Source organism: Sorangiineae bacterium MSr11367, from assembly GCA_037157805.1.
Classification (GTDB): Bacteria; Myxococcota_A; Polyangia; order Polyangiales; family Polyangiaceae; genus Pendulispora; species Pendulispora rubella.
In genome coordinates this window covers 4,011,488-4,031,440 of record CP089983.1, presented here as the reverse complement: position 1 = coordinate 4,031,440, position 19,953 = coordinate 4,011,488, and the positions used below count along the sequence as shown (strand labels likewise).

Annotated in this window: 18 protein-coding genes; 8 read left to right on the top strand and 10 right to left on the bottom strand. The window is 66.2% G+C overall.

Annotation, left to right across the window (positions count from 1 at the left end; translation table 11 throughout):
- Positions 1-5 precede the first annotated feature (5 nt).
- The 9 genes from LVJ94_16250 to LVJ94_16210 form a co-directional block, all read right to left on the bottom strand.
- The gene (locus LVJ94_16250) at positions 6-3,143 is read right to left on the bottom strand and encodes an error-prone DNA polymerase (GenBank protein WXB08779.1); all 3,138 of its coding nucleotides are present in this window, start codon (positions 3,141-3,143) and stop codon (positions 6-8) included.
- A gap of 79 nt (positions 3,144-3,222) precedes the next feature.
- Positions 3,223-5,646 carry a hypothetical protein gene (locus LVJ94_16245; GenBank protein WXB08778.1) on the bottom strand — a complete coding sequence of 808 codons (2,424 nt, stop codon included), beginning with the start codon at positions 5,644-5,646 and terminating at the stop codon, positions 3,223-3,225.
- A gap of 89 nt (positions 5,647-5,735) precedes the next feature.
- Positions 5,736-6,845: an Rpn family recombination-promoting nuclease/putative transposase gene (locus LVJ94_16240; GenBank protein WXB08777.1), complete on the bottom strand. Its 1,110-nt coding sequence runs from the start codon at positions 6,843-6,845 to the stop codon at positions 5,736-5,738.
- A gap of 51 nt (positions 6,846-6,896) precedes the next feature.
- Entirely contained in the window at positions 6,897-7,157 is a 261-nt protein-coding gene (locus tag LVJ94_16235; GenBank protein ID WXB08776.1) for a phosphopantetheine-binding protein, read from the bottom strand.
- A gap of 57 nt (positions 7,158-7,214) precedes the next feature.
- Positions 7,215-7,862 (bottom strand): thiamine phosphate synthase, encoded by a 648-nt coding sequence (locus LVJ94_16230; GenBank protein ID WXB08775.1) that lies wholly within the window; start codon positions 7,860-7,862, stop codon positions 7,215-7,217.
- Positions 7,846-8,142, bottom strand: coding sequence for a hypothetical protein (locus tag LVJ94_16225; GenBank protein WXB08774.1), 297 nt, complete (start codon positions 8,140-8,142; stop codon positions 7,846-7,848). Before LVJ94_16225 ends, LVJ94_16230 begins: the two co-directional genes overlap by 17 nt.
- Positions 8,142-8,933, bottom strand: a complete 792-nt coding sequence (locus LVJ94_16220; GenBank protein ID WXB08773.1) for a thiazole synthase — start codon at positions 8,931-8,933, stop codon at positions 8,142-8,144. The genes LVJ94_16225 and LVJ94_16220 overlap by 1 nt, the downstream gene beginning before the upstream one ends.
- On the bottom strand, positions 8,930-9,775 hold the full coding sequence (locus LVJ94_16215; protein ID WXB08772.1) for a lysophospholipid acyltransferase family protein: 846 nt from the start codon (positions 9,773-9,775) through the stop codon (positions 8,930-8,932). Before LVJ94_16215 ends, LVJ94_16220 begins: the two co-directional genes overlap by 4 nt.
- 61 nt (positions 9,776-9,836) lie before the next feature.
- Positions 9,837-10,121, bottom strand: coding sequence for a hypothetical protein (locus tag LVJ94_16210; GenBank protein ID WXB08771.1), 285 nt, complete (start codon positions 10,119-10,121; stop codon positions 9,837-9,839).
- 101 nt (positions 10,122-10,222) lie between these two features.
- Between LVJ94_16210 and LVJ94_16205 the strand changes: the two genes are divergently transcribed.
- From LVJ94_16205 to LVJ94_16170, 8 genes are read left to right on the top strand one after another with little or no spacing between them, the layout of a single operon-like run.
- On the top strand, positions 10,223-11,047 hold the full coding sequence (locus LVJ94_16205; GenBank protein WXB08770.1) for an ATP-binding cassette domain-containing protein: 825 nt from the start codon (positions 10,223-10,225) through the stop codon (positions 11,045-11,047).
- A gap of 22 nt (positions 11,048-11,069) precedes the next feature.
- The gene (locus LVJ94_16200) at positions 11,070-11,939 is read left to right on the top strand and encodes a fumarylacetoacetate hydrolase family protein (GenBank protein ID WXB08769.1); all 870 of its coding nucleotides are present in this window, start codon (positions 11,070-11,072) and stop codon (positions 11,937-11,939) included.
- A complete protein-coding gene (locus tag LVJ94_16195) occupies positions 11,936-13,240 on the top strand; it encodes a fuconate dehydratase (GenBank protein WXB08768.1) in 1,305 nt (434 codons plus the stop codon). Before LVJ94_16200 ends, LVJ94_16195 begins: the two co-directional genes overlap by 4 nt.
- Positions 13,237-13,995, top strand: a complete 759-nt coding sequence (locus LVJ94_16190; protein ID WXB08767.1) for an SDR family oxidoreductase — start codon at positions 13,237-13,239, stop codon at positions 13,993-13,995. Before LVJ94_16195 ends, LVJ94_16190 begins: the two co-directional genes overlap by 4 nt.
- Positions 13,996-14,000: 5 nt before the next feature.
- Positions 14,001-14,993, top strand: coding sequence for an aldo/keto reductase (locus LVJ94_16185; protein ID WXB08766.1), 993 nt, complete (start codon positions 14,001-14,003; stop codon positions 14,991-14,993).
- On the top strand, positions 14,990-15,829 hold the full coding sequence (locus LVJ94_16180; GenBank protein WXB08765.1) for an amidohydrolase family protein: 840 nt from the start codon (positions 14,990-14,992) through the stop codon (positions 15,827-15,829). Before LVJ94_16185 ends, LVJ94_16180 begins: the two co-directional genes overlap by 4 nt.
- A gap of 48 nt (positions 15,830-15,877) precedes the next feature.
- A complete protein-coding gene (locus LVJ94_16175; GenBank protein ID WXB08764.1) occupies positions 15,878-16,870 on the top strand; it encodes a DUF4190 domain-containing protein in 993 nt (330 codons plus the stop codon).
- Between the two features lie 24 nt (positions 16,871-16,894).
- Positions 16,895-19,024, top strand: a complete 2,130-nt coding sequence (locus tag LVJ94_16170) for an amidohydrolase family protein (GenBank protein ID WXB08763.1) — start codon at positions 16,895-16,897, stop codon at positions 19,022-19,024.
- Here LVJ94_16170 and LVJ94_16165 read toward each other — a convergent pair.
- Complete coding sequence (locus LVJ94_16165; protein ID WXB08762.1) at positions 19,021-19,929, bottom strand: LysR substrate-binding domain-containing protein; 909 nt, start codon at positions 19,927-19,929, stop codon at positions 19,021-19,023. The two genes, LVJ94_16170 and LVJ94_16165, sit on opposite strands and share 4 nt — an antisense overlap.
- Positions 19,930-19,953 lie beyond the last annotated feature (24 nt).

Sequence of the window (19,953 nt, the reverse complement as noted above, 5' to 3'; positions counted from 1 at the left end):
TCTCCCTAATGAAAGTCGCGGCTCTTGCCGGGAAAGGGGGAGTGACTAATAGGGTCTCTTCCTCGCGGCAGCGAGAGGGGGGCCATATGTTCGGCAATCACGTACACGACTTCCCCTTCCCGCTCGAGTTTTCCCCGCACCAAGAGTAGCGGGCTCGTCGTGGCAATATGGCGATATTCGTCGAAAATGCGGGTCCAGAGCAGCAGATTGATGAACCCCAGTTCATCTTCCATCGTGATGAACACCACGCCGCTGGCCGTTCCGGGGCGCTGCCGGCAAATGACGTATCCCGCGGTTTTGACCACGCGCCCGTGCGCGACGTCCATCAGCTCGCGCGAGCTTTTGACCTCGCGCTGCGCAAGCTTGGAACGGAGCACCGCCAGAGGGTGGTCGGTCGCCGAGAATCCCGTTCGCCCGTAGTCCAGCGAGAGCTGCTCGCCGCGCGTGAGCGGCGCAAACGACGGGCTTTGGCGCCTCCCCGTTCGACCCGCGAAAAGCCCACCCGTGCGCGGTGCGCGCACCTGCCACATGGCCTCGCGAACGCCGCCGCCTGCAGGCTCGGCGACGATGGGCCCGAGTGCGCCCGACTCGGAGAGCATCTCGAGCTCCCGCTGATTCAATTGGGCCCGCGCCACCAGATCGTGCACGTTCGCAAAAGGCCTTTGCCGGCGCATTTCGACGATGCGCCGCCCACTCGCCTCGCCGAGCCCTTTCACCATGCGAAGACCGACACGAATCGTATTTTCCGATGGCAAGGTGCAGTCCCAATCGCTTTCATCGATGATGATGGGAAGCACTTCGACGCCGTGCCTCTGGGCATCTTGCAAGATGGTGCCCGGCGAATAAAAGCCCATGGGTTGGCTATTGATGAGCGCCGCGGCGAACGGCGCCGGGTGATGCACCTTAAGCCATGCGCTCGCATACACGAGCAGCGCGAAGCTGGCCGCATGGCTCTCGGGGAATCCGTATTCGCCGAATCCGTGGATCTGCTTGTACAGCCGCTCGGCGAAATCCTTGGGGATGCCACATTTCGCGAAGCCCGCGGCAAGCTGCTCTTCATGTTTTTGCAATTGGCCGCTCCGCCGCCACGCGGCCATGTCGCGCCGGAGCTTGTCGGCGTCGTCCGCACTGTAGCCGGCACCGACGATGGCAATCTGCATGACCTGCTCTTGAAACAGCGGCACGCCCAAGGTGCGCGCCAAGATAGGGCGCAAGATCTCGTGCGGCATGTCGCTCTTTTCTTGGCCATTGCGACGGCGCAAATACGGATGAACCATGCCGCCTTGAATGGGCCCCGGCCGCACGATGGCGACCTCGATCACCAAGTCGTAAAACGCTCTCGGCTTGAGGCGCGGCAGCATGGACATCTGCGCCCGGCTTTCGATTTGAAAGACGCCCACGGTGTCAGCGTGGCATAGCGCTTCGTACACCGCGGGATCTTCGGGTGGGATCTGCGCCAGGCGAAGGATGTTCGTCTCGGCCCGCACGTGCGCATCGCGGTTTTGCACGAGCTCCAGCGCTTTTCGAATCACGGTCAGCATGCCCAGGCCGAGCACGTCGACTTTGAAGAAGCCGAGGATGTCCAGATCGTCTTTGTCCCACGGAATGATGGTGCGATCTTTCATCGTCGCGGGCTCCACCGGTGCCACGTGGGCGAGCGACTCCGCCGACAAGACGAAGCCCCCCACGTGGATGGATAGGTGCCGTGGGAATCCCTGAATGGCATTGGCGCAGCGAATGGCCCAGCGAACACGCTCGTCGTTCGGGTCGAAGCCTACGGCCGCCAAACGCGCGTCCCGCACCTCCTTCACCTTGTCCCACCACGAAACGACGCCTGCGAGGCGGTCCACTTGCTCGAGGGAAAAGCCGAATACTTTTCCCACTTCGCGCAGCGCGGATTTGCCTCGATAGCAAATGACCTCGCTCACCATGGCCGCGCGGTCGCGACCGTAAATGCGATAGATCTCCTGAATGACTTCCTCGCGCCGCTCGTGTTCGAAGTCGACGTCGATGTCCGGAGGTTCGCTGCGTTCTTCGGAGATGAACCGCTCGAAAAGCAGATTTCCGCGCGCAGGATCGACCGCCGTGATGCCAAGGCAATAACAAACGGCGCTGTTGGCTGCGCTGCCGCGGCCCTGGCAGAGGATGTTCATTCCCCGCGCAATCCCGACGATGCTGTGAACGCTGAGGAAGTACGGGGCCTTTGCCATTTTCCCAATGATGGTGAGCTCTTTATCGACTTGCTCGCGCACGGCGGGCGGGATCCCCTGCGGATAATGTTCTTCCGCGCCCGCGTAGGTGAGACGGCGGAGTGTCTCGTCGCTGGTCTCACCCTGAGCGGCGTAGGCACCCATGGGAAATTGGTAATCCAAGTCTTCCAAGGAGAAGAGGCATGCATCGGCGATGTCGCGGGTGCGGGCGATGGCCTCGGGTGCATCCCGAAAGAGGAGCTGGATCGCGGATTCCGGCTTGAGGTAGGCCTCGGCACCGCGTGGGAGATCGCGTCCGGCTTGGTCGAGGGTGCATCCTTCGCGAATGCAGTGAAGGACGTCGAGGAGCGGTTTTTCTCGTGGCTCGGAATACCAGACGCGGTTGCTGGCCACGAGCGGCATGTCGAATCGCTGCGACATGCCGCGCGCGTCGCGGGTGCGGGCGCGGTCTTCACCGTCGAGATGGCGATGGAGGACGACGCTGGCGCGGGCGCCGAAGGTCTCTTTGATCTTCGCCGCGAGCTCCGGCGATGCATCGGGGGAGACGAGCGCCCAGAGGCCCTCGGTGAGGTCGGCCATTTCCGAGAACGGGAGGCCCGCGTAGAGGTTCTTCGGGAGGGGCTCTCCCCATCGGGAGTGGCGGCGGACCAAGGGGGCTTTCCCTTTGGGGTGCAGCTCGTGGCTCTTGGTCAGGATGCGGCAAAGATGGGTGTACCCTACATGGTTCTCCACGAGGACGACCAAGCTGCAGAAGGTGTCGTCGCCCTCTTCCACGGTGAGCTCGCAGCCCACGATGGTGCGAATGCCCTCGTTGCGGGCCGCCTCGAGAGCACGCACCGAGCCATAAAGCCCATCGCGATCGGTGATGCCGATGGCGTCGTACCCCAATTTGACGGCGCGATGGAGCAACCGGGCCGGGGGCGTGGCGCCCATGAGAAAGGAAAAATTGGTTCGCGCCCAGAGTTCGACGAAGCCGGATTTGGGCCTTTCAATCGGGGGGGGCGCTCCTTTTTTACGCATGTTCGATGTACCCCCGAATGAGCATTCGCTTCGTCTGGCGATCGCGCACGACCCAGGCCACGGCACCGAGCTCCGGAAGGAAGATGGCGAGATCGTCGTGGCCGGAACCGGGCTGCGGCAGCTTGGGGGCGCGCCACCATTCCTGCGCTTCATTGCGCGCGAGGAACGAGTCCCGCGGGACGGGCCCCGTGTACGGTATGGGCCTGGAGAGGATGCGCACCGGCTCGATGGCGCGGGAGACGAGCCGGCTTTCATCGGAAGCGCACCGTTCGGAAAGTGGGAATCCCGCAAAGGGGACGAGTTTCGGTGCGCGCTGTTCCGGTATCCAGCGGTTCTCCAATTCGAACATACCGACGCGGGCATCGCCGAGGTCGGCCCCGAGTTCGGCGACGAGCCGCGGGAGCTCGGCCTCGGCGCGGGCCTCGGGAACGAAGAGGTCCCGCGCGTGGAACTCGTAGGGCACGAGCTTGGTCGCACGCAAGCTGACGGCGAGGATAGGCGCGGCCAGCGTGTACGATTCGACCTTGGCACGGAGGACGGCCATCAACTCGGCCGGAGTCCGAATCGGCGCGGCGAGGCGCATGGGCAAGGCGACGCGCGGGGAGTCGGCGTCCGAAAGCAGCGCGCGATCGAGTCGGAGAACGAGCTCGAGGTGCGTGGTGCACCGCGTTCTTCCCATGAGGCGCGCGCTGAGCCGCTCGCAGAGTCCTTTGACGACGAAGAGCAGCGATTCGTTCGTTTCAAGGCCGTATTCCAGCTCGGCGCACTCCTCCGGTTCTTCTGGGGGCTGGTACGGCGCAATGGGGGTTTCGTCCTCGCCGCGCAGGAGCGCCATGATGTCGCGGGCGCAGGGGCTCGGGAGGCGCGGGCCCAGCTCGGAAGGCGGCAGTGCGCGCAGGTCTGCGATGGTCGAGAGGCCGAGTTTGGCCAGCCAATCGAGGGTGTCGGCGTCCAGCGGCAACGCATCGATGGGGAGCCGCGCAAAGGCTTCGTCGTCCGTGTCGAGGATGGGAGCGGCGTTCGCGAGGGCGCGTCGGGCGAAGGCCGCGGCCATGCGCGGTCCGCACGCCACGGCGATGCGTGCGACGTGGCCGAGCTCGAGGATGCACTCCTGAAGCCGCGACGCCAAGGTGCGCGCGCCCGACGGGTCTCCCTCGCAAGCATGCAGGTGCTCGCAACCGGTGACGTCGACGAAGACCATGTCTTCCTCGGCGATAAACGCGGTGCTCCTTCCGAAGGCGAGCGCCATTTCCGCCACGCGCGCGAGGGCGTGCTCCACCGCAGCCGCCGAAACGACGCGCACCGCGAGCGCCTGCGAGCGGGCACGCGCAGCGGCCACGGTAAACCCTGGAAGAATGCCCAGGGCACGCGCTTCGTCGGACACGTCGTCGATGCGCGTGTTGCCGAGCAGCGAGGCTTCGTCCCGCACGCTGCCATTCGGGTGGGCGAGCACCACGGCCAGCGGGCCCGCGGTATCGGTGGCATGCGAGCGGGCAATCTCGATGCGCAATTGCGAGAAGGCCACGGCGACGAAGCGTTTCGAGCGATTCGGTTCGGGGGATGCCGCGGGGTTTGGGGCAAGCTCGTACTTGGGCACCCTCGGGGTGGACGCGGGCTGCACCTCGGAGGCGATGGGCTGTGCGGCGGCGCCCATGCCGCGAGGGCGGCGTCGATTTCGGCGGGCGGTGCGGGGAGGCACGGGTGCGAGGTCTTCCTCCGTCTCGTCGAGCGGGATCCACGTGGGCGACGCCGCCACGCGCCCGCGGCGATCTTTGGCGACGCGAACGGAGAGTTCGTGGGGACGTTGCGCGAGCTCGAGACGGAGAGCGACGGGCCAAGGCAGCGCACGCGGCTGGGTGGAGTCGCTCAAGAGAACGACGGTGGTTCCTCGCTTTTCGGCCAGCAGGGCGAGCTTGCGAACCATGACCTCGGGCGGCAGCGGCCGACGCCCGCGTTTTCCCTTCTGGGGTTGCGGCGGAAGCTCCTCGAGGGACGCCATGTCCACGACGACGATCTCGAACGCGCCGGACGCCACCACTTTGACGGCCGCTCGCCCTACGTCCTGGAGCGACGGCGGCCGCACCATGAGCAGCCGCCGCAAATCGACCCCTGCCCTGGCCACCCCCGGCGCATGCAGCGCCCCGAATGGATCGACCCATGCCGCAAACGCGGCGGCATCCTTCGCCAGCGCCGCACGCACCGCCCGAATCGCTACACCGGTTCCCCCACCGAGCGCACGCACCGAAGCCACTTCCACCACCGCATCCCGCGGCAGCCCTTCATCGGGCAGCAGCTTCTCGAGCCGCGCCCAATCGAGCCCCCTTCCCGCCGGCCCATTCGCCGGCGGCATCGCCAGAAACCGGGCCTTCGAGCCAATCTCGGCAAGAACGGCATAAAGACGTGCTACGGCGGCCATTCGGGGTTAGACTGAACGTACGATCAGTCCCCACCGAACAGCAAGTCATCCGCACATCATGGCCATCGCACCAGTCGCCAGTTAGGCGCTCAGGCGAAGATCTCGTCCTCCGTCGTCGCGGTGATTGCGCGATCGTACCACTGCTCGAGAATCTGCGAATCCTCGCAAGCCTCGAGTCGCGAGCGCCCCGTTTCGGAAAGCACCACGCTTCGCACCGCCAAGAGCTTCGAAATGGCCCTTCGGAACCCCTCGGCGCGCCCTTCGGCAAGTCCCTTGGCCTGGCCTTCGGCAAGTCCCTTGGCCTGGCCTTCGGCAAGTCCCTTGGCCCGGCCTTCGGCAAGTCCCTTGGCCTGGCCTTCGGCAAGTCCCTTGGCCCGGCCTTCGGCAAGTCCCTTGGCGAGCCCCTGTGCGATGAGTTGGTCTCCAGCGGTCACGACGTCCTCTTTTCCTTCAGGGCCAGCGATTTCGAGAAGTTTATCGTAAACTGGCGAAGCGTCCACGTCCCCCAGTACTCGGAGCAAATACACGTAGAGCTGCGTCAGAAGCGTCCGCGTGGCGGCATCTCGTTTCGTCGTAGCGGCAAGCTCACGCATAATTGGTTTGGCTTGCTTGAAGCGCTCGACCGAATGCGACGTCCAGAACGCAAGTTGTACGAGCCGTCCGAGTACGTGGATCGTCCGAGCCGCCAACGCCTCCAGGGAAAGCGACGCAATGTCGTCGACCATGAAATGGAAATGAGGCACGTAATCCCGCGTAGCTTTTAGAGTTTCGGGATCTGCATCGAACATCGAGGAAAGTTCAGGACGCGCGCGCCAACCATCGTCCCCGTGGTGCAAAACCACCGAAATCAAGAGCGGCAGCTTGGTCGCCTTTCCCGGATGGTCGACCAGCCACTTGTCCCAAACCCGCACGGCGTAACGGAGAAGCCGGAAGGGCATGTGCGCGTCGAACGTCGATTGGTGTTCCATGAGAACGAACACCAATGCGGGTGAGTCGGAAACCGTGCGCAGCTCGTAGAGCAAATCCGAGTGCCGATGACGCAAGTCCTCATCGACGAACGACCCCGGTCGTAGTGTCAAGGATGCGAGATCCAGCTTCTCGCGAAGCGTTGGAGGCAAAAGAAGCTCCAACTCGCTCCGTGCAATGTCCGGCCGGCTGAATGCGGCCTTGAAGAGCGCATCGTGAGGACTGCTCGACATGGCGCAAGAATGCGCCTTATCGATTCACTCGAGCAAAAACTCGGCGAATCTCTATTTCGCGGTAGCTTGCGCGGTTTGCAAATCGTGCAGGGCGTGGGCTACGTCGGCGACGGTGGTAATCTTGGAGAGCATTTCCTCGGGGATGTTGATTTGGAAATGATCTTCGATGTCGGCCACCACTTCCATCACGGCGAGGCTGTCGAGGCCTAGGTCGTTCGTGATGTCGTCGTCGGGACGGATTGGACGATCCAGCTCCACGTGTTTGCTCAGGATGTTCGTGGTCCCCACCAGCGTTTCGTCGTACGTCGCCATTTCGGGAATACCTTTTAGTACCGGTTTGGGCGGGTTGTCGACGGGCCGGGCCCCCTTTCAGGGGCTGGGCTGGGGCGTTCTCGTCCAGGGGGAAATGAGCGCACGGGCTGTTGCGACCGGATCGGGTGCATCGAGAAGAGCTCGGATGATCGCGACCCCATCCGCGCCCGCGCGATGGCATTCCGCGACGTGCAGTGCGTCAATGCCGCCGAGGGCGTAGAGCCAAAGGTGCGCGAGCGCACGCGCTTCTGCGAGCGCGGCGACACCGCGGGCTGGGCCCTTGCCGGGGCTGTCGAAAATGGGGGAGACGAGAACGGCATCGGCGCCGCCATCGCGGGCGAGGACCACTTCATCCCGCGCGTGGACGGGGACGTGGATGGCGCGCGCAGGCCCCACGATCGCGCGGGCACGCTCGAGGACCGAGGGATCCACCGCGAACCCCGGTAGGTGCACACCGTCGGCGTCGACCTCCGCGGCAAGCTCGGGGGAGCCGTTCACGATGAAGGATGCACCGCCCGCACGCGTGAGCGCGCGCAAGGCACGGGCGCGAACGCGAAGCTCGCCGGACGACGCCTCCTTGTCCCGCAGTTGCACGGCGAAGCGCGGCCCGAGCGCGTCCGCGACCGTGCCCACGACCGCATCGACGTGCCCCGCCGCGTACGACGGATCCGTGATGAGAAGAACGCGGCTAGCGCGCCGAGGCATCCGACGCTGACGACGACGTCGACGTGGGAGCGCCGCCGAGACGTGCGAGCTCCTCTTTCGCGGCGGCGGTGTAGCGGCTCGAAGGGTACTTCTCGACGAGGTAAGCCAACGTCTCGCGCTGGGCCTGCTCGTTGTGGCGTGCGCCGAAGTTCTCCGCCAAAGCCCAGAGCGCATCGCCCGCGGTGTCCTCACGGCGCATGTTGGGATCCGGCTTGTGCGCACACTGAAACGGCGCGATGCCGAAGGAGAGTGCCAGGGAGAAAGCGACGGCGCGAACCATCACTCGATGACGCCGGCCCCAAGAACGCCAGCAGAGGGACTCGATGCGTTCGCGTAACGCGACTTGGCCATGCGCCCGGCGAGGAACGCCTTGCGGCCAGAACTCACCGCTTCCTTCATGGCCGTCGCCATCAGCACCGGATCCTTCGCGTGCGCGATGGCGGTGTTCATCAACACGCCGTGACAGCCGAGCTCCATCGCAATGGCCGCATCGCTCGCCGTGCCCACGCCCGCATCGACGATGACCGGCACCTTCGCGTGCTCGAGGATGATGGCCAAATTGTGCGGGTTGCGGATCCCGAGACCGCTGCCGATGGGCGCCGCGAGCGGCATCACCGCGGCACACCCGAGGTCCTCCAGCTTGCGGCACACGATGGGATCGTCGATGCAGTACGGAAGCACGGTGAAGCCTTCCTTGATCAACGTGCGCGCGGCCTCGAGCGTCTGCTCGTTGTCCGGGTAGAGCGTCTTGGGATCGCCGATGACCTCGAGCTTCACCAGGCTGGCGATGCCGAGCTCCCGCGCGAGGCGCAAGGTGCGCACGGCCTCGTCGGCGGTGTAGCAGCCGGCGGTGTTGGGGAGCAGCGTCCAGTCCTTGCGGCGCGTGAGCAGCGACATGAGCGAGCCGCTCGATTTGTCCTTCAGATCCACACGGCGCAGGGCCACCGTGATGATCTCGGCGCCGGCGGCGTCGAGCGCGAGTTCGGTTTCTTCGGTGCTCTTGTACTTCCCCGTGCCGACGATCAGCCGACTCTGAAACGTGCGACCGGCAATGACGAGCGAATCGGTCATGCCCGTCGTTCTACTACAAGGCGCAAATCTTCTCTATCGCGTCCACTCGGCCGCTCCGCGGGAGCAATCTCTTTCCAGCGCCGATGGAGCCACAGCCATTCGGAGGGGTGCGCGCGCACGAACCGCTCGAGCGCCTCCGTCGAGGCGCGCGTGGCCTGCGCAATCCACGCGGGGCCGGCCTTGTCCGGAAAAAGGACGTCGAGCACCACCAGGTGGTGCATACCGTCCTCGTCGCGAAACGCCCCCGACACCACCAAAGGCGCCCCCGAGGCGGCCGCAAGTGCGGCGGGGGCCTTGTCGGCCAGCGCCGGTCGCCCGAAGAACTCGACGGGCACCGCATGACGCCGGTGCAGCGGCACCTGGTCGATCATCATGGCCACCGCGCCTTGCTCGCGCAGCATGCGCCGCCCCTCCTCCAGGGCACCGCGCGCTTCGCGCAAGCGGACGCCGTAGCGACCTCGGGTCGATTGCCAAAAGTGGTCGAGGGCCCGCATCGAGAGCCGCTTCGTGATGACCAGAAGCGGCATCCGGCGGGCCATCGCGCACGCCGCCAGGTCCCAATTGCCGGTATGGGTCGCCGACAAAACGATGCCTCGCCCCTTCGAGCGCGCTTCGTCGAGTGCTCGGCGCGAAGCCTCGTCGATGCGCACGCGCCCATCGAGACGCGCCGCGTCGCCGCCGGCGAGCCAGAGAAACTCGAGCAAGCTGATGCCCAGGGAGCGGTACATGCCGCGGGCGGCGCGGGCAGGATCGGCAATCCCGCCCGCGGCCATCGCGCGTTCGACGTGGTTTCGCCGGATGCGAAACAGGCTGCCGGCGACGAAACCAAGGCATGCGCCCAAGGCTCGATGGGCGATAGGTGGGAGCTTTGCGACGAGCCAGCTCAGCGCAGAAAGTAACGGCTCAGGCAAAACCGGCGCGGCGCGCAGGCTGCCCGCTGACGGCGCCGTCGACGGCCAGCGCAAAGACATCGCTCTGCACGACCGTATACGTTTCACGCTTCACGGTGCGGGCAAAGACGAGCTCGCCTTCGAGCCGTACCCCATCCACCTTTGCAATGGTGAGGCTCGCCCCGTCGTGGGCGACGTACAGCGTGAGGGCGGCCCCATCGGGGAGCGCAAGAAATCCGTCTTTGTCCAACTTCGCCGAGGCTTGCTTCAGAATGGCTTCGAGATGATTCCCGGTCATGGCGCCCCCACCGTAGCAGCTCCCCCGTCCCCGCACACGGCCCTCGAGGGCCCGAAAACAAAGGCTTCGATTAATCATCGGATGTTTGTGGAGCGCGTGTTATGACCAAGATCGTGACCCCGTCACCTTCCTCCGACGAGCTCGTCGTTCTGCGAAATGTCACCAAGACATTTGGCGACCGGCCGGTCCTCAAGGGGATCAACCTCGTCGCCCATCGCGGGGAGACCACCGTCGTCATTGGTGGATCGGGCGCGGGCAAGACGACCCTCCTGCGCCACATCGTCGCACTCGAGCAACCGACGAGCGGCGAAGTGCTCATCGACGGCGAGAACATCGCGGGCATGGGAGAGCGCGAGCTCAATCGCATCCGCATGAAGTTCGGAATGGTCTACCAGTACGCCGCGTTGCTCGACTCGTACACGGTGCTGGAGAACGTCGCCTTCCCGCTCGTCGAGCATACGAAGCTTTCGAAAAAAGAAATTCGCGATCGCGTGCTGGAGAAGCTTCAAATCCTGGGACTCGACCCCAAAGTCGAAAAGCTGTTTCCCAGCGAGCTGTCGGGCGGTATGCGCAAGCGCGTCGGCCTCGCCCGCGCGCTCATGTTGGAGCCGCCCATTCTGGTTTACGACGAGCCGACCAGCGGCCTCGATCCGCTCACCAGCCGCCTGGTGGACGATCTCATCGACGAGATGCGCGAGCGGTTCAACGTCACCAGCTTGGTCATCTCGCACGACATTGCGAGCTGCTTTCGCATTGCGCATCAAGCCGTGCTGCTCATCGGCGGCGAGATCTGCGCTTCCGGCCCGCCCGATTCGCTCGTCCGGGGCGACAACGAGACGGCGCGCAAATTCATCGAGCAATCGGGGGTCGACATCGATCGTCTTTCGCGCGTCACCCGCGCGGAGCACCCACCAAGTACGAATTAACCAAGAAACAGGAGAAGCAGTCGTGCCGCTACAGTTCATGCGCCTTGGGCCGCCGGATCACGAACGTCCGGCCGTACGCCACGAGAAGGTCCTCTACGACCTATTGCCGCTCACGCAGGATATCGATGGAGCCTTCCTCGAGTCGGGCGGTATCGACCGCGTGCGTGCGGCGCTCCAGCGCGGCGAGCTCTCACAACTCGACGATCCGGGCGATGGAAGCGGGATGCGGGTGGGTGCGCCGATCGCACGCCCGAGCAAAGTGCTTTGCGTTGGCCTCAATTATCGGCAGCACGCCGAGGAGACGAATGCGCCCATTCCCACGGAACCGGTCCTCTTCATGAAGGATCCCGGCACTGTGGTGGGCGCCTACGATCCGGTGCTCGTTCCCCGACGCTCACGAAAGACGGATTGGGAGGTCGAGCTTGCCGTGGTCATCGGCAAAACGGCGCGGTACCTGGCCAATCACGAAGAAGCGATTTCATGCGTGGCTGGATATGCCATCTCCAACGACGTCTCCGAGCGCGAGTTCCAATTGGAGCGCGGCGGCCAGTGGGACAAGGGCAAGTCCTGCGAGACGTTCAATCCGCTGGGACCGTGGCTCGTCCCGGCGAGCGACGTCAGCAACGTGCAAGAGCTCGAATTGCGGCTATGGGTGAATGGCACCCTTCGTCAGAATTCGTCGACGTCGGACATGATCTTTCCGGTCGCCGAAATCGTGCGCTATCTGAGCCAATTCCTGGTGCTGCGGCCGGGCGACGTCATCAACACGGGTACGCCGCAAGGCGTCGCGTTGGGGCAGCCGGAGCCAAAACCGTATTTGCGTGAGGGGGACGTGGTGGAGCTCGAGATTCGCGAGCTCGGAAAACAACGCCAAGAACTCAGGCAAGCATGATGTCCCGCATCATTGGACTCGACGTCTTCGACGTTCGCTTTCCCACGTCGCGCGAGCTGGACGGCTCCGACGCGATGAATCCGGACCCCGATTATTCGGCGGCCTATGTGGTTTTGCGCACCAGCGACGGCATCAATGGGTACGGGCTGGCATTCACCATCGGGCGCGGCAATGACGTGCAGGTGGCCGCCATCCGCGCCCTCGGCGGGCACGTCGTCGGTCGCGAGGTGCCGGAGTCGGCGGCCGACCTGGCGGATTTCTCGCGCACGCTGATTGGCGATTCGCAGCTTCGATGGCTGGGCCCCGAAAAGGGCGTCATGCACATGGCCATCGGCGCCGTGGTCAACGCGGCGTGGGATCTCGCGTCGCGGCGGGCCAAGAAGCCGTTGTGGCAATTCCTTGCATCGATGAGCCCGGAGGAAATCGTCAGCCTGATCGATTTCCGCTACCTCACCGACGCGCTCACGCCGGAGGAAGCGCTGGCCATCCTGCGGCCGGGTGCGGAAGGACGCACGGAGCGGACGGCGCGGCTCTTGGCCGAAGGCTACCCCGCGTACACCACGTCGGCGGGCTGGCTCGGTTACAGCGACGAGAAACTGGTCGCGCGGGCCAAGCAGGCGAGCGTCGATGGGTTCGGGATGATCAAGCTCAAGGTGGGCAGCGATCTCCAGGACGACGTGCGCCGCATGAAGCTGGCCCGCGAGGTGACCGGCCCCGACATGCGCATTGCCGTGGATGCGAACCAGCGCTGGGACGTGGGCGCAGCCGTGCAATGGATGAAGGCTCTCGCGCCGTACAAGCCCTATTGGATCGAGGAGCCGACGTCGCCGGACGACGTGCTCGGGCACAACGCCGTGGCCAAGGCGGTCGCTCCGATCAAGGTCGCCACGGGCGAACACGTGCAAAATCGCGTGGTGTTCAAACAGCTCCTCCAGCTCGGCGCCATCGACGTGCTGCAGATGGATGCGGCGCGCGTGGGCGGCGTGAACGAAAACGTGGCCATTTTGCTCCTGGCGGCGAAGTTCGGCGTGCCGGTGTGCCCGCATGCGGGCGGCGTGGGCTTGTGCGAGCTGGTGCGGCATCTTTCGATGTTCGATTACGTGGCGGTTTCGCGAACGACGGAAAACCGCGTGATCGAGTGGGTCGATCACCTGCACGAGCACTTCGTCGATCCCGCGTTGATGAAGAATGGGCGCTACGTCGCGCCGACGGCGCCGGGGTTCTCGGCGCAAATGTTCGAGGGCACCGTGGAGCGGTATCGTTTCCCGGATGGTCCGGAGTGGAAGGAGGCGACACGATGAGCGCAGAGTTTGACGGCTTGGTGGCCGTCGTCACGGGCGGAGCATCGGGCATCGGTCTCGCGACCGCGCAGTGGATCGCCGCGCGCGGCGGCAAAGTCGCGTGCCTCGACCTTCAGCCCGAGGGGGTGAGCGAGCCGCTCTTCGGTGTTCGCTGCGACGTGACGGACGACGCCTCGGTGCAAGCGGCCATCGAGGCCACGGTGAAGCGCTTCGGGCAGCTCGACATCGTGGTCAACAACGCGGGCATCGGCGCCATCGGCGACGTGGCCGCCAACGACGATGCGCAGTGGCACAAGGTGTACGACGTGAACGTCGTCGGCATGGTGCGGGTGTCCCGCGCGGCGCTGCCGCACCTGCGCAAGTCCAAGGCCGCGGCCATCGTGAACACCTGTTCCATCGCGGCATGGGCCGGCCTGCCGCAGCGGGCGCTGTACTCGGCGACCAAGGGCGCGGTGTACGCGCTCACCTTGGCCATGGCGGCGGACCACGTGCGCGAGGGCATCCGCGTGAACGCGGTGGCTCCGGGCACGGCGGATACCCCGTGGATCGGGCGGCTGCTCGATCAAGCCGCCGATCCGGCGGCGGAACGTGCCGCGCTCAACGCGCGGCAGCCTACGGGTCGGCTCGTTTCGGCCGACGAAGTGGCGGGCGCCATCGCCTACCTGGCGAGCCCCGCCTCGGGCGCCACCGTGGGGACGATCCTCGCCGTGGACGGCGGCATGTACGGCCTGCGGCTGCGGCCCCCGCAGAAGTAACCACCGTGAAGACCGCGCGGCTTGGACGAACCACGGTCGACGTGACGGCGCTGGGCTTCGGCTCGGCGTCCATCGCCAACTTGTACTTCGAGGTCTCGCCCGGCGATGCCCGCGAGGCACTCGAGGCGGCGTGGGCGCATGGCGTGCGCTATTTCGATACGGCGCCGCATTACGGGTTGGGCTTGTCCGAGCGGCGGCTCGGCGCTTTTCTCGCGGGCAAGCCGCGCGACCAGTTCACGGTGTCCACCAAGGTGGGGCGGCGGCTCGTTCCGAATCCCGAGGGGACGGGAACCGATCTCGCGGAGGCGAGCTTCGCGGTGCCGGCAACCTCGAATCGGGTGTGGGATTTCAGCCGCGACGGCGTGCGGCGTTCGCTCGAGTCGTCGCTGGAGCGACTCGGGCTGTCGCGCGTCGACGTGGTGCTGCTGCACGATCCCGATGACCACTGGGAGCAGGCGGTGCGCGAGGGCTACCCTGCCCTCGCCGAGCTTCGCGCCCAGGGCGTGATCGGCGCCATCGGCGTGGGCATGAACCAATGGCAGATGCCCGCGCGCTTCGTGCGCGAGACGGACGTCGACGTCGTCATGGTCGCGGGGCGTTACACGTTGCTCGAGCAGCCTGCCCTCGACGAACTGCTGCCGCTCTGCAGCGAGCGCCATGTGTCGGTGGTGGTGGCCGCGGTGTTCAACTCGGGCATCCTCGCCGAGCCCACGGTGCAGGACAACGCACGCTACAACTATGGGAATGCGCCAGCGGAGCTCTTGAACCGTGCACGCCGCATGGCCGACGTGTGCCAGCGGCATGGAGCGACCTTGCCGCAGGCCGCGATTCAGTTCCCGCTCGGGCACCCCGCCGTGGCGTCCGTCGTGGTGGGCGCGCACTACGCGCCGCAGATCGTCGCCGATGCGGAGATGCTCCGCGCGCCCGTGCCGGCCGCCGTGTGGAACGAATTGAAAGAGCGCGGCCTCCTGCGCCAAGATGCACCGGTGCCCCAATGATCATCGACGCACATCATCACGTGTGGGATCTGCGCGTTCGCGACCAAGAGTGGATCACGCCGGCGCTCGGAAAAATCCGCCGCACGTTCAGCCTCGACGATTTGGCGCCGCTGGCAAGCCGCGCGGGGGTCACGGCCACCGTGCTCGTGCAAACGATCCCCGTGGCCGAGGAGACGCCGGAGTTTCTCGCGCTGGCCGCATCGAGCGATCTCGTGGCCGCCGTGACCGGGTGGGTCGATCTGACGGCGCCCTCTGTGCGCGACGATCTGCACCGTTTGCTCGAGGGCCCCGGCGGCGATGCGCTCCGCGGCATCCGACACCCGGTGCAGGGTGAACCCGATCCCGAGTGGCTCTGCCGCAAGGATGTGCGCCGGGGGATCGCGGCGGTGGCCGACGCCGGGCTGGTCTACGAGCTTTTGATCCTGCCGCACCAGTTGCCCGCCGCCGAGCGTACGGTCTCGGAGATGCCGGAGGCGCGATTCATCCTGGACCATGGGGCGAAGCCGCCCGCGGCCTCCGGGCAGCTCGAGCCCTGGGCCACGCACCTGCGAAGGCTCGCATCCCACCCCAACGTCACCTGCAAGCTTTCCGGCCTGGTGACGGAGGCCGATTGGGGCGCCTGGACCGTGGATTCGCTGCGCCCGTACGTGGATACGCTCCTCGAGGCGTTCGGGCCTTCGCGCTTGATGTTCGGCTCGGACTGGCCGGTCTGTCTCCTCGCGGCCGAGTACGCCGAGGTCGTCGCGGCCGCGCAAAAATGGACCGAAGAACTCTCAGCGAACGAGCGCGATGCCGTGTTCGCCGGCACCGCGCGAAAAATCTATCGACTGGACTGAGCGCACGGCGACCTTGTCCCGGACGTCATCCGGACAGATATTGATCGCATGCAGTCCCCGCCCGAAGCGCCGATTCCTCCGCCGCCAGGGGCCCCTGCCGGCGGGGATGGGAACGGGCCGCCTCCTTACACGGGAGCCGCGCAGTACGGTCCTTATCCGCCCTTTCCGCAGCAGCAACAGGCCTCGTATCCGTCGTATCAGAGGCCGATGCCGCCGTACGGCTACTACGGTGCCCCTATCCCGAACGAGAGCAAGGCGGTCACCTCGCTCGTGTTCGGTGTGCTCAGCATCTCGTGCCTCGGCATTTTGGCGGGCGTCCCGGCGGTCATCCTGGGCCTGCTCGCGCGGCGCGACATCGGGCGCTCGGGCGGCGCGCTCGGCGGCAAAGGCATGGCCAACGCGGGCATCGTGCTCGGCGCGTTCACGTCGGTCATCACGGTGGGCTCCATCGTGTTCATGGTGGTCGTTCCGCTCGTGATGGGGGGCATGTCCATCTATTCGTCCCCGTCGATCAGCTCGGCCACGCCGCCACCGGCCTACAGTGCACCCGCGTATGGGTCGGCCCCGCCGGGCGCCGGCAGCGAGAGCGAGAATTCCACCACGGTCACGCGCGGAGCGTTGCGCGTCATCGAGCCGCACCGCGGCAGCGGCTCGCTCGAGCGGCAACTGATGGACGCGTTCTCGCAGGCCAAAGAGAAAGGCCGCGTCGTGCTCGTCGAAACGGCGGCGCACGCGTCGGCCGCGTCGCACGAGTTCGACTCCTCCCTGAGCGATCGGCGCATGCAGCGGGCCCTCTCCACGGTCGACATCGTCCGGGTCGACGTGGACGAGTTCGAGTCCGAGCTCTCCACCATGCGCATGTACACGGAGGCCGTCCCGTACTTCTACAAGATCGACGCCGCGGCGCGCCCCACGGACGCCATCAGCGCCGACGAGTGGGATGCGAACGTCCCGCAGAACATGGCCCCCGTGCTCGAGTCCTTCGTCGCCGGCACCCTCCGCAAGCGGCGCAGCCCCTCCCCGCTCGGCACGACTTTGTAGCGCGCGCCGGTGTACAGTCGCACGATGGGCCAAGGTTCATCGCTTACTCCGCGCCGCGCCATGGGTGCGATGAGCGCGTTGTGCATGGTGTGGATGGCATCGTGCCAAAGCAGCACCCCTCCCCCGGCGCCAGCCCCCATTCCAAAGGCCGAGCCTACGACGTCGGCGGCCGAGAAACGAGAGACCCCTGGCAAGTACGAGCCGGGCGAGGTCACCGTCTTTCATCTGCACAAGTTCATGAATCGCGTCGGCACGGAACGCGACACGTACACGAAGATGGGCGGCGGCGAGGTCGAAGCGAAAGCCTCGTTTGCATTTCAGGACCGCGGAACGACCGTGCCGCTCACCGGCTCGGTGCTCCTCGCGCCGGACGGCGCGCCGCGAAGCTACCGCGCGTGGGGCGGGGTCGCGCGCGGGGTCTGGACCGACGAAGCTGTCGTCCGCGATCCAGGAGGCTTCACCATCACCCGACTCGGGGAGAAGCCCACGGTGGTTCAAGCCTCTGCGCCCTTTGCGATGGCGAGTGGCTATGCCCCCATTCTGATGCAGGACCTGCTCCTACGCGGCTGGGGACGCGCAGGACGGCCCGCCAAGGTGGCCCTCGTGCCCGAAGGCACGGCGTCGATCGAATCACGCGGCAAGGAGACATTCGACCTCGAGGGAAAGAAGGTCACCCTCGAGCACGTGAGCGTGCGCGATCTCGTCTGGGGTCGTGAGGATGCGTGGCTCGACGATGCGGGAAAGCTCGCTGCGGTCATGACACGCGACGCCGAGTTCGACCTGTTCGAGGCGGTGCGCGAGGACGTGATCGGGCTCTTGCCCGCCTTCCTGACCCGCGCCGGCGCGGACGGCGTCGCCTGGCTGGGAGAGGCCGCGAAGGGCGCGGTCATCCCGCGCGAGGGTCGCATCGTGGCGCTGGTGGGCGCTCAACTCGTGGACGGCACCGGGCGCCCGCCGGTGAAGGACGCCGTCGTGGTGTACGACGGCGAGAAAATCCTCGCCGCGGGACCGCGCGCCTCGACGAAGGTCCCCGACGGCGCCGTCACGGTCGACGTGAGCGGCAAGACCGTGCTTCCCGGCCTCTGGGACATGCATGCGCACTACGAGCAAGTCGAATGGAGCGCCGCGTACCTCGCCGCGGGCGTCACCACGGTGCGCGACATGGGCAATGTGCTCGAGTTCATCACCGGCGCGCGCGATGCCATTGCATCCGGCAAGGGTGTGGGCCCGCAGATCATCGTCGATGGACTGATCGATGGCGAGGGCCCGCGTTCGCTCGGCGTGCTCCGCATCAAGAGCGCGGAGGACATCGTTCCGATGCTCGATCGCCTGCAGAAGGCGGGCTGCCCCGAGGTGAAGATTTACTCGAGCATGCCCCCTGCGCTCGTGAAGCCCATCGCGGTGGAAGCGCACCGGCGCGGCCTGCGGGTCGTGGGCCACGTCCCCGAGGGGATGGACGTCGTGCAAGCGCTCGAGGCGGGCTACGACGGCATCAGCCACGTCAGCTATGCGTTCTCGTCGCTCTACAAGCCCGGCGAGATGCGCAACCTCTCCCCGGCGGCGCGACTAGGACGCATCGCCGACGCCGACGTTTCGGGCCCAGCACTTCAAAAAGTGATTCGCACGTTCGCGGCGAAGAAGGCCTTCCTCGACGACACGGCGGTCCTCTTCGAGCTGGGCAACCATACGCGCGAGGTCCTCGCCCAGCGGGAGCCGGGGCTCGCCAAGTTGCCGCGCGAGCTTGCCGTGATGCGCATCGAAGGCCCTTCCGACGAATTGGCCCCCCTGCGCGCCCGCTACTTCGAGAAGTACGTCGCCATTTTGCGCGAGCTTCATCGCGCGGGCGTGCCCATCGTGGCGGGCACCGATCAAGCCGTCCCAGGTCATTCGCTGCACCGCGAGCTCGAGCTCTACGTGCAGGCGGGCTTTACGCCCATGGAAGCCATTCAGGCGGCCACCAGTGTGCCGGCGAAGGTCATGCACCTCGATGGGCAAGTGGGGACCATCGTCCCCGGGAAACGCGCGGACATCCTGGTCGTCGCCGGCGATCCGCTCCGCGACATCCACGACATCCGCAAGATCGCCACGGTGATCGCGCGGGGCCGCACCTACGATCCCGCCGCGCTCTGGAAGCTCGTGGGCTTCGCGCCCTAGCGGCCGTTGACGCGGCGGCCTTTTGCGGCGAAGGCGTCGAGCACGAAGTCGCGGAAGGCGCGCACCTTGGGCGGTAGGAAACGGCCGCCTTGGTGCATGAGGTAGATGGCGGCGCCGAAGAGGCGGTACGACTTGAGCACCCAGACGAGCGTGCCCTCCTCGAGCTCGCGGCGCACGGAGTTGATGGGCAACACGGCGATCCCGGCACCGGCGAGCGCGAGCTCTTTGACGAAGTTCATGTCGGAGGCCGCAATGCTCGGCTGCAGGCGAATCTCCGTGATGGGCCCTTTGCCGTCTGCCCGTTGAAACGGCAAGGGATGATGCGAGCATTCGTACTGCATCAACACGACGCGGTGCTTGGTCAGGTCGGCGGGCTGCCGGGGCGAAGGCATTTCGGCGAAGTAGGCCGGCGAGGCCACGGTGGCGCCCTCGATGTCGAACAGCTTGTGCGCGATGAGCGGCGAGTCCGGCAGCTTCGCGTGCACGCGGAACGCGACGTCGAGGTGTTCGCTCTCGAAGTCGAGAATCTTCTGCGCGATGACCAAATCGAGAAGCACCTCGGGAAAGCGCCGGTTGAACGCCGCAATGTGCGGCGCGAGCACGCTGCCGAATTCGGGCGGCGCCGTGACGCGCAGCTTGCCGCTCGGCGCCGCGTGCGACTGACGCACCGCCGTGTTGGCGTCGCCGAGCAGCTCGAGGATCTGCCCCACGCGCTGACGGTAGGCCACACCGTCGTCCGTGGGCTCCACCAGGCGCGGACTGCGCCGCAAGAGCGACACGTCGAGCGATTGCTCGAGGCGCGCAATGCGCCGGCTCACCGTGGCTTTGCTCTCCCCGAGAAGGTGCGACGCGGCCGTGAGCGACCGCAAATCGGCCACCAAGCAGAAGGCGCGCAGGTCCAACACATCCGCAACGAGTGTTTCAGATTC

Coding starts and splice junctions, on each gene's coding strand:
- LVJ94_16235 (WXB08776.1), bottom strand. CDS start 7,157: ATGGCGACGTACGACGAAACGCTGGTGGGGACCACGAACATCCTGAGC.
- LVJ94_16225 (WXB08774.1), bottom strand. CDS start 8,142: ATGGTTCGCGCCGTCGCTTTCTCCCTGGCACTCTCCTTCGGCATCGCG.
- LVJ94_16250 (WXB08779.1), bottom strand. CDS start 3,143: ATGGGCGCCACGCCCCCGGCCCGGTTGCTCCATCGCGCCGTCAAATTG.
- LVJ94_16220 (WXB08773.1), bottom strand. CDS start 8,933: ATGACCGATTCGCTCGTCATTGCCGGTCGCACGTTTCAGAGTCGGCTG.
- LVJ94_16210 (WXB08771.1), bottom strand. CDS start 10,121: ATGACCGGGAATCATCTCGAAGCCATTCTGAAGCAAGCCTCGGCGAAG.
- LVJ94_16170 (WXB08763.1), top strand. CDS start 16,895: ATGGGCCAAGGTTCATCGCTTACTCCGCGCCGCGCCATGGGTGCGATG.
- LVJ94_16180 (WXB08765.1), top strand. CDS start 14,990: ATGATCATCGACGCACATCATCACGTGTGGGATCTGCGCGTTCGCGAC.
- LVJ94_16190 (WXB08767.1), top strand. CDS start 13,237: ATGAGCGCAGAGTTTGACGGCTTGGTGGCCGTCGTCACGGGCGGAGCA.
- LVJ94_16175 (WXB08764.1), top strand. CDS start 15,878: ATGCAGTCCCCGCCCGAAGCGCCGATTCCTCCGCCGCCAGGGGCCCCT.
- LVJ94_16205 (WXB08770.1), top strand. CDS start 10,223: ATGACCAAGATCGTGACCCCGTCACCTTCCTCCGACGAGCTCGTCGTT.
- LVJ94_16230 (WXB08775.1), bottom strand. CDS start 7,862: ATGCCTCGGCGCGCTAGCCGCGTTCTTCTCATCACGGATCCGTCGTAC.
- LVJ94_16195 (WXB08768.1), top strand. CDS start 11,936: ATGATGTCCCGCATCATTGGACTCGACGTCTTCGACGTTCGCTTTCCC.
- LVJ94_16240 (WXB08777.1), bottom strand. CDS start 6,845: ATGTCGAGCAGTCCTCACGATGCGCTCTTCAAGGCCGCATTCAGCCGG.
- LVJ94_16245 (WXB08778.1), bottom strand. CDS start 5,646: ATGGCCGCCGTAGCACGTCTTTATGCCGTTCTTGCCGAGATTGGCTCG.